Genomic DNA, 15,640 nt, shown 5'->3' with positions numbered 1-15,640 from the left:
TTCAAAAATTCTAAAATTGTACAAAAAAAGAGCAGGAAAGAACTCATTTTGTTAAGCGAGTTCTTTTCCCACCCTCATATATCTTCTTTGAAGAGTTTAAGCAATAAAATGTCTAAGCATCCACTCTATCTTCGGTATGTCTTAATCATTTTTTGATGATTGTTTCTTTTTCTTGAAACCAAACAATCCAGCAAGTAGCCCGACGGCAACACCTGTTGTTGCTACTGCATATTTGGAGGAATCAGATCCAGCCACAGCTTGGCTGTTTTCTTTTTTCGGTTTGATTTCTTCTACTTTAGCTTCTTGTTTTGGAGCTGGACTAGCTGTTGGTGCTTGCACTTGTGGACTATTGGTAGTTGTTGGAAGAACAGTTGGTCTATCCGAGAAAGTTGTTGGATTGCTTGAGCGGATATCCATCGGCATATCTGCTGCTTCTAAAATAGCTGGATCCATCCGCGACGCTAGATCTTCATATTGGGAATTCAACAGTTCCACAACACTTTGATAAGATTGCAGGGTTGTGAATTCTGCTTCCAATTTTTCTTTTTTATTTTCCAAATTAGCCACCGCAGCAGATAAAACTGATTGGGCTTTGACCAATAATTCTGGAGCGTTTTTAAAGTCAGAAAGACGTTTTTCAGCAGCAACCAGGCGCTCTTGCGCCGCCTTCAAGCCCTCATGCGCTTCTTGAACGACTTGGGCTTTTTCTGCTTCTTCTGCTTTTAATAGATCTAATTTCTCACGCGCAGCTGCTAACAAATCTTTCGCTTTTTGAAGGGCTGCTTCTTTTGGTTGGATGGCTGCTTCAATCCGACCTCGAGATACATCAAGAGTCGCCTTCGCCTTTTCAACCGCATGGTCCTTGCTAACGAGAAGAATCTTGTAATTTTGGATGGTTTTTTGGACATTGGCCATCTCTACTGCCACATTTGAATTGGCATGGCGGGCATCTTCTAACTTGCCTTGCAAGATAATGATTTGAGACTCTTGATTGGCCTTGTCCAGCTTGAGATTAGCGACTTCATCAGATTTTGCTTTCACATCTGATCTTGTCGTCGTAGCTCCAGCCCCCTGACGCAATTGGTAAGCGAGCGCACTGGTTGACACTGCTGAATGGACAGGGCGGTGTAAGAAAGCTACTTCTGACATAGCATTGCTAGGGTCATAAGCGACTGATAAAGCTGTCGCTTTGTTATCTACCATTTGGAGATAGTGACCAACCTTAGCAAAGGCCTCAGCACCAATCTTCATATAGATATCATTGGCATCGATTTGAGTTTCGTCTGTTGGTAGACCATATTGAGCTGCAACTTCTTGATAAGCCGCTTTTTCATTGTACCAAAAGTCAACCGCACCAGCAGGTGAGAAGCCATAAGCGATGTTTTCGTTTGGCAAATACTTAAACATATGCCAGTTGGCTTTCTTGAAGTATTCCAACTGTACTTGACTGGCAGGAAGGGAATAAGGATCCAGCTCCAATTCAGGCAAGCCGGCATTACGACGATAGCTATTGATGGCATCCGCAATTTCAAGTGCTCGGAGGTTAGCTTGCAAAGATCCAGACTCTCCAACCGTCAAGCCGTCTTCTTCCCGACCACGTTTGTAGAGGGCTAAAGCGCTGGCTGCAGCTTCATTGCCATTGTCAGCTAAGTGTTGCAAATAACCTTCATAAGTCGCTTGACTCAACTGAACTGGGCTATTGGCCGCTGCTTGTTCTAAGGCTGCCAATTCAGCTTCCTTGGTTGCGATGACCGCTTTCAAATCTGTCAGACGTGTTTGAGCCAGTTGAATGTCGCTCTCAATTTGAGCCACTGTATCTGAGCCAGTTTGCTGACTCGCTTGCAAGGTCGCGAGGTAATTCTGAGATTCTCGGATACTTTGCTCGACTTGACTTTGCTCCAACAAAGCTTGGTTGAGCACATTCTCATCATTCGAAATCGGTGCTTTAGCTTGGTTCAATTCATTTTGTGCTACATCGACCAAAGATTCCTGAGCCGTAACTTGATTTCCCTGTTGACGAACAGCCTCTACGACTTGGTCATGGGCAGCTTCTGCTTCTCGAACCTTATTTTCTTCGATGGTCACATAGGCTTGGGCCACCTTGACGTCATTTTCTGCATTCTGAACTTGGGCATCTGAAGTCGTTGCAATGAGGTTTTCCGCATCCGTCACTTCTGCTTTCTTTTCTTCCAGTTCTTGTCCAGCAGCCTTGACTTCCGTTTGAGCATCGATCACTTTTTGCTCTTGGTAGTGGACATCTTTCACCACTTGGCCTTTTTGAGCTGTAATTTGCTTCAACTCATCGACCGTAATTGGTTTTTCGACTACTTCTGTACTGTTGGTTTCTGCATTTTCATTTTGCTTCACTTCTTCCGCACTAGCCTTGTGATTAAACATACCAGATAGGACCGTTGTTGCGGCAATCCCAGTCGTGAAAACCGATTTTCCTAATTTCTTTCCCATTAAACTCACCCCCAAAACTGAATCATTTTCTTGAAGTTTCTCTACCCCTTAGCATACCACATTTTGTTACCAATAACTAGTAGGTTTAAAAAGTTTTTTTCATAAATTTTTGAGGCAAAAGAAAAACAGCTGACGCTGTTAGTCTTCTTGTTTAATTTGTTCCAACATCTTCTCTTCTTCTGCTGTCAACTCATAGTTTTCAAGCAAGTCTGGACGACGTTCTAAGGTCTTTTTCAAACTCTGATAGAGGCGCCACTGACGGATATTTTCATGATGGCCACTCATAAGAACATCTGGAACTGTCATTCCTCTGTATTCATAAGGGCGTGTGTATTGAGGATACTCTAAGAGACCAGAGGAGAAACTGTCATCCTGGTGACTGGACTCTTTCCCGATCACTTCTGGAATCAAGCGTACCGTCGCATCAATCATGGTCATGGCCGCTAGTTCGCCACCCGTCAGGACATAATCGCCAAGAGAAATCTCATCCGTCACCAAGGTCTTGATCCGCTCGTCGTAGCCCTCATAGTGACCACAGATAAAAATCAATTCTTCTTCCTGAGCCAACTCTTCTGCGTAAGCTTGGTCGAAGGTCCGACCAGCAGGATCCAGCAGGATCACGCGCGGATTCTTTTTCTCAATGGCATCAAAGGCATCAAAAATTGGTTGAGCGCGTAAGAGCATACCTTGCCCGCCCCCATAGGGCTCATCATCTACATGACGCGCCTTCTCCGCATTTTCACGGAAATTATGGTAGTTGATCTCGAGAAGTCCCTTTTCACGGGCCTTGCCGACGATGGAATGCTCAAGGGGAGAAAACATCTCTGGAAAGAGGGTTAAAATATCAATCTTCATCGTCTAACCCTTCTAAGATGTCTACATCCACCCGGTTTCCTGGGATATCGATATTGAGCACCACTGGTGGGATATAAGGCAAGAGAAGGTCGCGTTTGCCTTTTCGTTTCACGACCCAGACATCATTGGCACCTGGTTGCAGGATTTCCTTGATCTGACCGATTAGCTGGTCATTTTCGTAAACATCAAGGCCGATGATCTCATGGTAATAAAACTCGCCATCCTCCAAATCCGTCAAGTCTTCTTCTGCAACCTTGAGGCTAAAGCCCTTGAATTTTTCGATAGCATTGATATGGTACATATCCTTAAACTTGATGATGTCGAAGTTCTTGTGCTTGCGATGACTGGCAATGGTCACCGTCTGGACAAAACGATCCTTCTCATCAAAGAGGGCCAATTCAGCTCCTTTTTTAAAACGCTCTTCCGCAAAGTCTGTCACAGACAAGACCCGCATTTCACCTTGTAAGCCTTGGGTATTGACAATTTTCCCAACATTAAAGTAATTCATGATTTCTCCAGTGTAGTTTATTCACTCTATTTTATCACGTTCAGCAACAATTCTCAACGGTGCTCCCTGAGTGCTCCAACAAAAAAACGGGACAAAATCCCGCCTTTTTATTTTTCGTCAATAACAATTCTTACTTTTTTATCTTCAGTTGGGACAGAGTAGACAATCGTTCTTATCGCAGAAATGGTGCGACCTTTTCGACCGATTACACGACCAACATCGCTAGGATCAAGGTCAAGATGGTACTCCAAGAATTCAGGAGTATCTTCGATCTTGATGGTTAAGGCATCCGGTTGTGAAATCAAGGGTTTCACAATTGCAATAATGAGATTTTCAATCGTATCCATACATCAACCTACTTAAAAAATTATTTTGAGAATTTAGAATCGTGGAATTTCTTCATCACACCAGCTTTTGAAAGGATGTTGCGAACTGTATCTGAAGGTTGAGCTCCATCAGCCAACCATGCAAGAACGCGGTCTTCTTTCAAAGTTACTTGGTTTTCTTCAACAAGTGGATTGTAAGTTCCAACTGTTTCGATGAAACGTCCATCACGTGGTGAACGTGAATCTGCTACGTTAATACGGTAGTAAGGTTTTTTCTTAGAACCCATACGAGTCAAACGAATTTTAACTGCCATTTTTATAAGTCTCTTTTCTATATTTTAATTTTCGGTGAAATAGACAAGCTATTTAGCACATGATCTATTGTAACACATTTTATAGAGTTGTCAAGAAAAAAACTTGACAGTATTTAAAATTTTTTATTTTATCAGTAAATCGGCGATTTCTTGATAGTTGCTAACGGTATAAGTCGGCACTACCTGACTGGTATTTTCCTTATGATTTGGGTTATACCAGACGGTATCGATCCCCGCAGCATGGCCTCCTGCGATATCCGCCGTCAAGGAATCACCGATCATGAGGGTCTCTTCCTTGCTGAAACCTGGAATCAGTTGGCCGACCTTGTCAAAAAATGCAGGTTCTGGTTTCTGAGTATGAAGCTGCTCAGAGATAAAGACCTCTTTGAAATAAGGTGCGATTGTAGAATGAACTAAGCGTCCTTCTTGAATGGCAGTCACTCCGTTCGTTGCACCATAGAGCTGGTAACCTGCTTTTTCAAGTCGAGCCAGTAAGTCCTCCGCACCGGGGAAAGACTGCCCCTGAAGACTAATGTAATCTTGGTAGCGAAGAGCTATCTCAGCCCCATCAACCGTAATCCCAAAGTGGGCAAACCCAATCGCAAACCGACTATCCACGAGCTCTTGCTTGGTTAATTTCTTTTGCTCCAAATCCTTCCAGAGCCCTTGGTTCATGGGTTTGTAGTAATCCTTAAAGGCCTGTACATCTGGAAAATTCATGTCTTCTAACATCTGCGTCAAGGCTGTCTCTTCAGCAGATTCAAAGTCCAACAAGGTATGGTCCAAATCAAAAAGTAAAAATGTATATGCCATTACAAACGATCCTTCAATTTTTCTACAAATAAATAAGCCGCTGGGCAAGTGAGGGTATTCTTGATGGTCAGATGGTTGATCTGGTAGATCTTCTTGCGATCTGTATGAGGAAATTCCCGACAGGCTTTCGGACGAACATCGTAGATGGAACAGAGATTGTCTCCACCAAGAAAGGGGCAAGGCATGGATTTAAAAACCTTGTCCCCATCTTCGTCAACTTGAAGAAATTCTGCCTCAAAAGCAGGAAGCTTCATCTTGAAATATTTGGCGATGCGCGTGATATCGGTTTCCTTAAAATCTGGACCTAAGGTTTTGCAGCAATTGGCACAAGCCGTACAATCGATTTCTTGGAAAACTTCATCGTGGATTTCTTGCGCTATTTTATCTAAATTCTTAGGTGGCTTCTTCTTGAGATTCGCCAATACCTTGCGGTGCTCCTTTTGCTTTTGGAGAGCTAACTGATGGTATTTTTCAATATCAATTTCCTGTGTCATCCTCTATTTCCTCTTCTAAACAATAGAAAGATTATACCACAAAGACTGTAAAAAAGGGAGTGGGACAGAACTCCGACTAATAAGGAGAGTTCGTTTTCCCACCCCCGCACAGTTGATTAGGCTATCTTTGGAGCTAAAAAAGCGAACAAAGACTTGGGAAACTTGCTTCGCAAGTCCTATCCACCACCTCAAAGCAGTGCTCTGAGCAATCAACCACTGCGTCATACTGTTATTCTTATCAAACATCGAAGACTGGATAGTTTAAGCCAAGCTTCCTCTTCATCAATCCTTTACAGCACCTGTTCCATCTAGACTCCAAGTGTTTTCGACATAAGGAGTAAATTGAGTTATTGTTTTCTCAAATCCTTCAACAACAATCAAATAAACCTTATCATCTTTTTGGAATACCCACCCAGCAGCCTGCAGGCCTGTCTTGAGAAATATATGTATTTTAAGCGATTCATTTCCTCCAACAGTCGTCGTAGATTTTGTCATTTTCTCAACAATTTTATAATCATTCCACCTGGTCTCAAATCTTTTAGCTATTAGCTCTGCATTAAATTCCACTCCTTCGGCAACATGTGCTTTTTCTCTAGTGGCAGCATTTAAAACAATAATATTGAAGGCGTTTTTATCTGTGTACTGAATGTTATCCCCAACTTGGATATTGTCATTCTTTTTCCAGTCACTTGGAATATTAACATACCCATAATCTGCCGAACCAATTCGTTTCGTTTTCACATTCCCCTTATCACTATCTGATATTTGTTTCTTTACATTGCTACTTGATGTTGTTGTCTCTTTCACCACATTCGTGGAACTAGATGCTGCCGATGTTTTACTAGACTCTTTCTTTGGACTGGTACAAGCAGAAAGACTAACAACAGACAAAAACGTAACAGACGCGAGTAGAAACTTATTTTTCATATTCTCTCCTCAATGATGTATTATCTTTCCTCTAGTCTACCATTATTTTTCTTATCTAACTCTTCAGCAAAGTTAAACAATTTTTCGGCTGTAAGTAGGGCCATTTTATCAATACTGGTTTTTCCTTTTCTAATATCTGCCACTGTAGACCAAGGAACGCCTGCGCCTTTAGCTATTGCGCTTGTGCTTATCTCGCTGTTTAATAACTTTTCTATTTGTTCTCTCATTTAATCCCTCTCTTTGCTTCCGTCTATCTTTTAAAATGAACAGAAATATAAAAAATACTATTGTAAAAATTGGTAAATATTTCATTTCTTTGATCGATATGATATAATCATGGTAGGTCTAAGGGGCTTTCGCCCCAACCTACCAGAGCCTTACTTGAACCGCTTTGCTTTGCGTGGCTTGCGTTCTTTTGGCTCTTTTTTTATTGCCACGATAACACTTGCAATTCCTGTTAATAGGGTTCCAGTTACTACCATAAGTTCGGCAATCTCTGATATTTTCCTACCTTCCTCCTTTCAGATTATATTATATCACGGTATGCCGTGGATGTCAACCCTTTTTATGAAAGTGGGTATTTTAAAATAAGATAAGTGTCACATCTGATCCAACCTTTCTCATTCAGTCTATTTCTTTTGAACATAAAATAAAACAAAAGTGCCCTTTTGAGGCACCTTAAATGTTATTCTTCATCCATTGATAATACAGACAAGAAGGCTTCCTGTGGAACTTCAACAGATCCAATAGCCTTCATCCGTTTCTTACCAGCTTTTTGTTTTTCAAGTAGCTTGCGTTTCCGTGAGACGTCCCCACCATAACACTTGGCCAAGACGTTCTTCCGAAGGGCCTTGATATCTGTACGAGCCACGATCTTATGACCGATCGCTGCTTGGATAGGCACTTCAAACTGTTGACGAGGGATAATCTTCTTGAGTTTCTCAACAATCAACTTACCACGTTCATAGGCAAAGTCCTTGTGAACGATAAAGCTGAGGGCATCGACGGTATCTCCATTGAGGAGAATATCCATCTTAACCAGTTTGGATGGACGGTATTCAGACAACTCGTAGTCAAAGCTTGCATAGCCACGAGTAGAAGATTTCAATTTATCAAAGAAATCAAAGACAATTTCCGCCAGTGGGATTTGATAAATGACATTCACCCGATTTTCATCGATGTAGTCCATGGTCACAAAATCACCGCGTTTCCGTTGGGCTAATTCCATGACAGCTCCAACAAACTCTTGTGGCACCATAATTTGCGCTTTGACATACGGTTCTTCAATTGAAGCAATCTTGGTTGGATCTGGGAACTCAGAAGGGTTTGAGACATCCAGTGCTTCTCCATCAGTCAAATTTACCTTGTAAATAACAGACGGTGCAGTCATGATCAAGTCAATGTTGAACTCACGCTCCAAACGCTCTTGGATAACGTCCATATGAAGAAGTCCCAAGAAACCACAACGGAAACCAAAACCGAGGGCTTGAGAAGTTTCCGGTTCAAATTGAAGACTGGCATCATTCAATTGCAATTTTTCCAAGGCTTCACGAAGATCATTGTATTTGTTAGATTCGATTGGGTAAAGACCGGCAAAGACCATTGGGTTCATCTGCTTATATCCATGTAGTGGCTCACTTGCTGGATTGGTCGCTAGGGTCACCGTATCCCCGACACGGGTATCCGCAACAGTCTTGATTGAGGCCGCAATATAGCCGACGTCTCCCGTCGCAAGGAAATCACGTCCAACTGCTTTAGGAGTAAAAATCCCAACTTCAGTGACATCAAAGGTCTTGCCATTACTCATGAGCTGAATCTTATCGCCTGGTTTAACCATTCCATTGACCACTCGGACTTGAAGGATCACCCCACGATAGGCATCATATACAGAGTCAAAGATCAAGGCTTGAAGAGGCGCTTCAACATCCCCAGTCGGAGCTGGAACTTTCTCAACGATCTGCTCCAAAATTTCTTCAATCCCGATACCAGCTTTGGCAGAGGCTAGGACAGCTTCACTAGCATCCAAGCCGATGACATCTTCTACTTCTGTGCGCACACGTTCTGGATCTGCAGCTGGCAAGTCGATTTTATTGATAACTGGAAGGATTTCCAAATCATTGTCCAGCGCCAAGTAAACATTGGCTAGGGTCTGGGCTTCAATCCCTTGAGCGGCATCCACTACGAGAATGGCACCTTCACAGGCAGCAAGCGACCGCGAAACCTCATAGGTAAAGTCCACGTGTCCTGGTGTGTCAATCAAGTGGAAGATATAGGTTTCCCCATCTTTAGCCGTGTAGTTCAACTCGATGGCATTCAGCTTAATGGTAATCCCACGTTCCCGTTCCAGGTCCATACTATCTAGGAGTTGGGCTTGCATCTCCCGACTAGACACGGTTTCGGTTTTTTCTAAGATTCGATCGGCCAAGGTTGACTTTCCATGGTCAATATGGGCGATGATCGAGAAGTTCCGAATCTTCTCTTGTCGTTTTTTTAATTCTTCAAAATTTGGCATAATCATCTTCCTAGTAAAATTAATCGTACTCTTCATTATAACAAAAAAGATAGGCCTTTGCCTATCTTAATTCATTATTTTCAAAAATCGCTTCTGAGTTTTATTACCCTCATAGCCAATGCGTTCGTAAAAGAGATGAGCTTCTTTTCGATGAGAGGCAGAATTTAAACGGATAAAAGCAGAATGCTTACTTTTGGCAAGATCTTCTACTCGCTCCATCAATTGGCGACCGATCCCACGTCCTTGAGCAGATGGAAAAACCGCAAGGCCCAAAATATTTAAACCAGCATCACTATAGAGGCTTTCATAGACTTCCGCTTCCACATAACCAAGAATATTTCCTGTTTGGTCCTCTTCATAAACAAAGCAAAAATGATCCGAATCTGGCGAATTAAATTTATCAATCTGAGCTGCCACTTTTTCAAGGGTCGAATCATACCCCAATGCTTGGTGACATAAATCTCTAATTTGACCTGCATCTTTGACTTGAACGCTACGAATCATAGCTTCACCTCCATGAACTCTTTGGTATTATCTTAGACCTTTATCCTCAAAAAGTAAAGGAAGACCTGATAAAATTTAAAAAGATAATCCGATTTAGATCAAATTCATCTTTTTTCACATTTTTCAGGGGTTTCTATTTACTTTTTCGATTTAATTCATTATAATAGTAAGGGTAAATACAAGGAGGTGAGTACGTTGGCCAGAGGTCGTGGAAAAGCAAGTCCTCAAGACAAAGAGGCATTACGGATTATATCGGAAAAGATTAGAGAATTACTGAAAGAACAGGGGAAAAAGCAGATCGAATTATCTCGTATTACTGGAATCCCTGCTAGTACCCTGACTGGATATGTAAAAGGAACTTCTCTTCCTGTTCCCGAAAATTTAGAGAAGATTGCAGCCTTTTTCCAGGTAGCAGTTGCTGAAATTGACCCTCGATTGCGCAATGATTTTGTGGTCATTGATTCAGAGATTGAACGATTGTATAAACAGCTCGATGAAGGAAATCAGGAAAATCTTCTTTCTTATGGAAAAAGTCTCTTGACCCATCAAAAAGAAAGACAGAAGATTGAAAAGCAATACCACTCATATTCTGTCTATGATTCTTTTGCAGCTTACCAAAATCAAAAGCAAGCTGATATCGTTTGGTTTGATCAAAAGATTCCTTACGATTTGGCTTTTTGGATACATACGGATTCCCTCGAGCCTAAATATGAAAAAGGAGCTGTTGTCTTAATCAAGCAAACCTATTACGATCAGGCAGGAGCTATTTATGCCATTGATTTTGATGGGCAAACGTTGATCAAGCGTGTCTTTCGTGAGGTCAACGGTATTCGACTGGTTTCCCTCAATAAGAAATATAGTGATCAGATCATTCCACTGGATGAGGAACCTGGAGTGATTGGTAAGGTTATAGATGGCTTTGTTCCTCTCAATTTGGAGGAGATCAAATGATTCAATTAATCGCGATTGACTTAGATGGTACCCTTTTGCATGAGGATAAGACTCTCTCTAAAGGCAATATTGAAGCTCTCCACCGGGCCCATGAAGCCGGTTATGATATTGTGATCTGTACTGGGCGCCCCTTAGCGGGGGTACGGCCCATCTTTGAAGAGATTGGTCTTCCTGATGGCAACTACTATATGATTATCAATAACGGGTGTACAACCTTGTCTACACAGAATTGGGAAATCATTGGTAAGGAAGAATTGAGCCTTGAGGACATGCACCGCTTGCATGTTTTGACGGAAGATACAGACGTCCAGCTAACCTTATTTGACATAGATCACTACCTAGTGGTCGCACCTGAAGCCAGTGAACTTGTCACGATGGATGCGGGTATTGTTAATAGTAAACCGACACCAGTCTCAGAAGAGGATTTGCCCAACCTTGTTCCTATTTTTCAAGCTATGTACGTAGGAGATCCTTCTGCTATTGATGCCTTCAAAGCTCAGCACGAGGCTGCATTAGAGGCCGATTTTAACACTGTACGTTCACAGGATATCTTGTTTGAAATTCTGCCAAAAGGTGCCAGCAAGGCTTCTGCTCTTCAAGCATTAAGCCAAACATTAGGCTACAGGAGAGACCAGGTCATGGCTCTTGGAGATGCAAACAATGACCTTGAAATGCTACGTTTTGCTGGTTACAGCGTCGCTATGGGAAATGGCAATGCTGCTGTCAAGGAAATCGCAGACTTCATCACCCTGACCAATGATGAGGATGGTGTGGCCCATGCTATTCACAAATTAATTGAAACTGAAAAAGGAGAATGATCATGAAATACCAAAATTTGTTGGACCGTTTTATTACCTATGTAAAGGTTAACACACGTTCAGATGAAAATTCTACAACCACTCCAAGTACCCAATCACAAGTTGATTTTGCAACAAACATCTTGATCCCTGAGATGAAACGCGTGGGGCTTCAAAACGTCTACTATTTACCAAACGGCTATGCTATTGGAACACTTCCAGCTAATGATCCAAGCTTTACACGCAAGATTGGATTTATCTCTCACATGGATACCGCTGACTTCAATGCCGAAAATGTCAATCCACAAATTGTTGAGAATTATGATGGGGGTGTCATTACCCTTGGTGACTCTGGTTTCACACTCGATCCAGATGATTTTGCTCATTTGAACAACTACAAGGGACAAACCTTGATCACAACTGACGGTACTACTCTTCTGGGTGCAGACGATAAGTCAGGTATCGCTGAAATCATGACAGCTATTGAATACCTGACAGCTCATCCTGAAATCAAACACGGAGAAATCCGTGTCGGCTTTGGTCCCGATGAAGAAATCGGAGTTGGGGCAGATCAATTTGATGCAGAGGATTTTGACGTAGACTTTACCTATACTGTCGATGGGGGTCCTCTTGGAGAGCTTCAATACGAAACCTTCTCAGCAGCTGGGGCTGAAATTACCTTCAAAGGACGCAATGTCCACCCAGGTACAGCCAAAGGTCAAATGATCAACGCTCTTCAATTGGCCATTGATTTCCATAACAAACTCCCTGAAGGAGCACGTCCAGAATTAACCGAAGGCTATGAAGGCTTCTACCACTTGATGAACATCGATGGAACTGTCGAGGAAGCAAGTGCCAGCTACATCATTCGGGACTTTGAAACTGAAAGTTTTGAAAAACGCAAAGACCTCATGAAATCTATTGCTGATCAGATGAATGCGGAGCTCGGTAGCGAACGCGTTCTCCTCACCCTCAAAGATCAGTACTACAACATGAAGCAAGTGATTGAAAAAGATATGACGCCGATTACCCTTGCTAAGGGAGTCATGGAAGATCTTGGTATCACTCCAATCATTGAACCGATCCGCGGTGGTACAGATGGATCTAAAATTTCCTTTATGGGAATTCCAACACCAAATATTTTTGCCGGTGGAGAAAACATGCATGGTCGCTTTGAATACGTAAGTCTCCAAACCATGGAACGCGCAGTTGATACCATTATCGGTATTGTGACCAAAAAATAAGAAACAAAAAAAGGATTCGGATAGGTTGTCCGGATCCTTTATTGTCTATTAGAAAGCTTGACAATATCTTTGACCTGATCAATTTTCTGAATCAGGCGAAGGCTTGTCTCATTGATCGAAAGATAATAGACTTTATCTACCAATGATTCTGTAAAAGGACGATTTGTGAGTAAGATAACCTGTTGTCCTTTTTCTTTCAGCTCTTTAGCCTTCTTTCGCACCTTTTGGTAAAAACTCTCATCGCAGATTTCTAGATCATCCACCAAGACACAAGCAGCCTCCAAAGCCAATGATTCATTGGTTCCGTTTTGGGTCAGATAATAGGCTGCTCCCGCTTTGACCTCATATAAGCCAGCTGATGGCTCAACCGGAAGAAAGGCTGGACTTGTCTCAGCCTCTACTCCTTTATCTAACTCCACTAGATTGGCCAAGACCTGCAAATAAACAGGTGCTAATTTACTCAAATCCAAGAGTTCCTCAAACTCAAAACCACGTTTTAAAGCTTCTAAGATATAGAAGAGCCGGTGTGGCATATGACGAGCAATTTTCTGGATTAATTCATCATCGCTCATTTCCTCAGGAAGGATGGTCAGCAAGTTCTTATCTTTAATGGTTTCTAGGGCTTGTTGATAAGCTTCATCGATTCTCTTCCCAAATCCATAAACTGCCCCATAAGAGTGAATTTGGGTATTGAGGCAGGCATTTTTAGCAGCATCAGAAAAAATCGGGATCTTAAAGAAGATATAGTCCAAACTCGGTTCGTAAACGGCCTTTAAATCCTTTAATAAGGGATGAGGCAAATGCTCGAGAGATCGCCCTAATTGTAGCTGAACTTCTTGCTCAAATAAGGAATAACCCAAGCCCATAGAGGCCATTGAGATACTGTCTGAAGCAAATGGATTAACTTCTAGGATATAAAAAGCATAACTCGTCGGATCTAGAGCAAACTTGATCGAAATGGCTCCTGTCAGCTTCAAATAGCGACTGATGTGGATCGCTGCTTCACGAAGATTTTGAAACTCTCGGTCAGTCAGGGTGACAGCTGGCATAAATTGATAAGAGTCACTAGAGTGGATCCCGACAGGATCAATGCTTTCAATAGAGGCCGCCAGGTAGTGATTGTCTTCGCGATCGCGCATGACGACAAAATCCAATTCCTTAAAGCCATAGGTCGAAAACTCTAGCAAACACTGCTGACTTGGAGAGACTGAAAGTCCCGTTTCCACTGCTTCGCACAGGTCATCTAGATTATGAGCAATCTTTCGTCCCTGCCCTTGCTTACTCGCTACCGGCCAGATCATAATGGGAAATTGAATGCCTTCAGAAAACTCAATGGCTTCTCGAACAGAACCAACCAGTGCGGAAGCGGGTACCTGATAGCCCAGCTCTTGAAAAAGGCGTCGTTGATCCGCTTGCTGATAAAAGGTCCGGTAGCGTTGGAGACTCGGCCCGACAATCATGATCGATACTTCTTTGAAAAATCCAATTTCTTCCAATCGGAACAAGAGATTTAAAATCTGTTTATCCGCAAAGGTTAGGAGCAAGCGAGATCCAGTATAGGAAAGAAGAGTCGTCCTAAGAGCATCCAGTTTGAGCTTACTGACTACAACCTGTTCTCCAGCTTCTTGTGTGATAGCATTTTCTTCTCCCAGATAAAGGACAAGAGCATTTCCATTCTTGTCATTGAGTTTTTGTGTTTCGTTTACCGCAGCCAAAAGGCTAATATCCTGATAAGAATCTCCACATAGGAGAAGCAATTTCTGGTTTTCTTTCATCATTCCTTCTCCCTTCTACTTTCGTGAATTTTGGCATCAATCAATTCTAAAAATTCATCGTAAAAATAGAGATTTTCCCTTGTCCCTGGACTAGCATCCACTTGGAATTGAACCCCTAAAATCGGTTGGTAACGATGACGAAAAGCTTCAATACTATGGTCATTGACGTTTTCATGCGTGACCAATAAATCATGGGGCAGGCTATCGCGTGCAATACTATACAAGTGATTTTGACTCGTTATCTCGATTTTTCCTGTCGCAATTTCACGTACAGGAATATTTAAACCGAAATGCCCGACTTCCATGGGAGCTAGATCAGCCCCGTAAGCTTGAGCCAGCAGTTGAGCTCCCAAGCCCATGCCCCAGATCGGAATCTGACCATTGAGCTTTTTGATTAAGCGGCAGAGTTTTTTCACCTGATGGGGATCGCCAGGCCCACTGGATAAAATAACGCCATCGGGCTGCTGTTCCATCAGTTCATCATAAGAGATATCATAGGGATAAACTGTCACATTACAGTCCCTTTGACTCAGCTGGCGTAAGACAGAGTGCTTGACCCCTAGATCAATCAAGGCAATACTCTTTCCAAAACCTGGTACAGCATAGGCCGTTTTTGTAGAAACTTGACGCACTTGGTCTTTGGGAAGGACCGTTGCTCGCAACTGATCCAAGATATGCTCGATCGAATCCCCCTTGTTAATGACAGTCGCCTTCATCCGTCCATACTTGCGGACAATTTTTGCCACCTGTCTCGTATCAATCCCTACAATGCCAGGGATTTTTTTTCGCTTCAAGAATTCATCCAAGGTCATCTGCTGCCGCCAATTGCTCGGCATCTCCACTAGATGCTGAACGACTACTGCTAAACAAGTGGGCGTAATCGATTCAGAATCATCTCGATTGATCCCTGTTGCGCCAATAACTGGAAAGGTAAAAGAAAGTATCTGGCCACTAAAAGCCTGATCCGTAATCAATTCTTGATAGCCTGTCATGGCTGTCGTAAAGACCAACTCACCAGTCACATATAGGTCTGCACCAAAGGCTTCCCCTTCAAATACAGTCCCATCCTCTAGGACCAATAATCGTTTCATAGAACCCCTCCCTTCTTTTACACTAGTCCAATTTTATCATAGTTCCTCAAAAAAAGGAAAGTCAGA

At 42.4% G+C, this 15,640-nt stretch carries 16 protein-coding genes; 3 read left to right on the top strand and 13 right to left on the bottom strand.

All coding sequences use genetic code 11. The features are described from left to right. Positions 1-141: 141 nt before the first annotated feature. The 11 genes from SM121_RS06515 to SM121_RS06465 form a co-directional block, all read right to left on the bottom strand. On the bottom strand, positions 142-2,463 hold the full coding sequence (locus SM121_RS06515; RefSeq protein ID WP_320910683.1) for a CAP domain-containing protein: 2,322 nt from the start codon (positions 2,461-2,463) through the stop codon (positions 142-144). A 138-nt stretch (positions 2,464-2,601) separates the two neighbouring features. Beyond that, positions 2,602-3,318 (bottom strand): tRNA (guanosine(37)-N1)-methyltransferase TrmD, encoded by a 717-nt coding sequence (gene trmD, locus SM121_RS06510; protein WP_003007469.1) that lies wholly within the window; start codon positions 3,316-3,318, stop codon positions 2,602-2,604. Continuing rightward, complete coding sequence (rimM, locus tag SM121_RS06505; protein WP_014713408.1) at positions 3,308-3,826, bottom strand: ribosome maturation factor RimM; 519 nt, start codon at positions 3,824-3,826, stop codon at positions 3,308-3,310. Before rimM ends, trmD begins: the two co-directional genes overlap by 11 nt. Positions 3,827-3,933: 107 nt before the next feature. Next, positions 3,934-4,173, bottom strand: a complete 240-nt coding sequence (kphA, locus tag SM121_RS06500) for an RNA-binding protein KphA (protein WP_003001620.1) — start codon at positions 4,171-4,173, stop codon at positions 3,934-3,936. Positions 4,174-4,193: 20 nt separating this feature from the next. Further along, a complete protein-coding gene (gene rpsP, locus SM121_RS06495) occupies positions 4,194-4,466 on the bottom strand; it encodes a 30S ribosomal protein S16 (RefSeq protein ID WP_003007475.1) in 273 nt (90 codons plus the stop codon). Positions 4,467-4,589: 123 nt separating this feature from the next. Further along, complete coding sequence (locus SM121_RS06490; RefSeq protein WP_320910682.1) at positions 4,590-5,279, bottom strand: YjjG family noncanonical pyrimidine nucleotidase; 690 nt, start codon at positions 5,277-5,279, stop codon at positions 4,590-4,592. Then, a complete protein-coding gene (locus tag SM121_RS06485) occupies positions 5,279-5,773 on the bottom strand; it encodes a YkgJ family cysteine cluster protein (RefSeq protein ID WP_003011011.1) in 495 nt (164 codons plus the stop codon). The genes SM121_RS06490 and SM121_RS06485 overlap by 1 nt, the downstream gene beginning before the upstream one ends. Positions 5,774-6,055: 282 nt before the next feature. Next, complete coding sequence (locus SM121_RS06480; RefSeq protein ID WP_320910681.1) at positions 6,056-6,700, bottom strand: hypothetical protein; 645 nt, start codon at positions 6,698-6,700, stop codon at positions 6,056-6,058. 20 nt (positions 6,701-6,720) lie between these two features. Next, on the bottom strand, positions 6,721-6,927 hold the full coding sequence (locus SM121_RS06475) for a DNA-binding protein (RefSeq protein ID WP_320910680.1): 207 nt from the start codon (positions 6,925-6,927) through the stop codon (positions 6,721-6,723). Positions 6,928-7,385: 458 nt separating this feature from the next. Beyond that, positions 7,386-9,212, bottom strand: coding sequence for a translation elongation factor 4 (gene lepA / locus SM121_RS06470; protein ID WP_009731117.1), 1,827 nt, complete (start codon positions 9,210-9,212; stop codon positions 7,386-7,388). 66 nt (positions 9,213-9,278) lie between these two features. Then, a complete protein-coding gene (locus SM121_RS06465; RefSeq protein ID WP_003011154.1) occupies positions 9,279-9,716 on the bottom strand; it encodes a GNAT family N-acetyltransferase in 438 nt (145 codons plus the stop codon). A 195-nt stretch (positions 9,717-9,911) separates the two neighbouring features. Here SM121_RS06465 and SM121_RS06460 point away from each other — a divergent pair, with 195 nt between their 5' ends. Genes SM121_RS06460 through pepT form a run of 3 tightly spaced genes read left to right on the top strand, consistent with a single transcriptional unit; the run spans position 9,912 to position 12,708 of the window. Next, the gene (locus SM121_RS06460) at positions 9,912-10,667 is read left to right on the top strand and encodes a LexA family transcriptional regulator (RefSeq protein ID WP_320910679.1); all 756 of its coding nucleotides are present in this window, start codon (positions 9,912-9,914) and stop codon (positions 10,665-10,667) included. Next, positions 10,664-11,485 (top strand): Cof-type HAD-IIB family hydrolase, encoded by an 822-nt coding sequence (locus SM121_RS06455; RefSeq protein ID WP_320910678.1) that lies wholly within the window; start codon positions 10,664-10,666, stop codon positions 11,483-11,485. Before SM121_RS06460 ends, SM121_RS06455 begins: the two co-directional genes overlap by 4 nt. Before the next feature lie 2 nt (positions 11,486-11,487). Beyond that, positions 11,488-12,708, top strand: coding sequence for a peptidase T (pepT, locus tag SM121_RS06450; protein WP_320910677.1), 1,221 nt, complete (start codon positions 11,488-11,490; stop codon positions 12,706-12,708). Between the two features lie 38 nt (positions 12,709-12,746). On the opposite strand, the gene SM121_RS06445 is transcribed toward pepT, so the two are convergent. Continuing rightward, positions 12,747-14,486, bottom strand: coding sequence for an ATP-binding protein (locus tag SM121_RS06445; protein ID WP_320910676.1), 1,740 nt, complete (start codon positions 14,484-14,486; stop codon positions 12,747-12,749). Next, positions 14,483-15,574, bottom strand: coding sequence for a carbamoyl phosphate synthase small subunit (locus SM121_RS06440; protein WP_320910675.1), 1,092 nt, complete (start codon positions 15,572-15,574; stop codon positions 14,483-14,485). Before SM121_RS06440 ends, SM121_RS06445 begins: the two co-directional genes overlap by 4 nt. Positions 15,575-15,640 lie beyond the last annotated feature (66 nt).

It is taken from the genome of Streptococcus sp. S1, assembly GCF_034137685.1.
In the GTDB taxonomy this organism is placed as follows: Bacteria; Bacillota; Bacilli; order Lactobacillales; family Streptococcaceae; genus Streptococcus; species Streptococcus dentalis.
The sequence above is the reverse complement of the archived record's forward strand: the minus strand, read 5'-3'. Positions and strand labels throughout refer to the sequence as shown.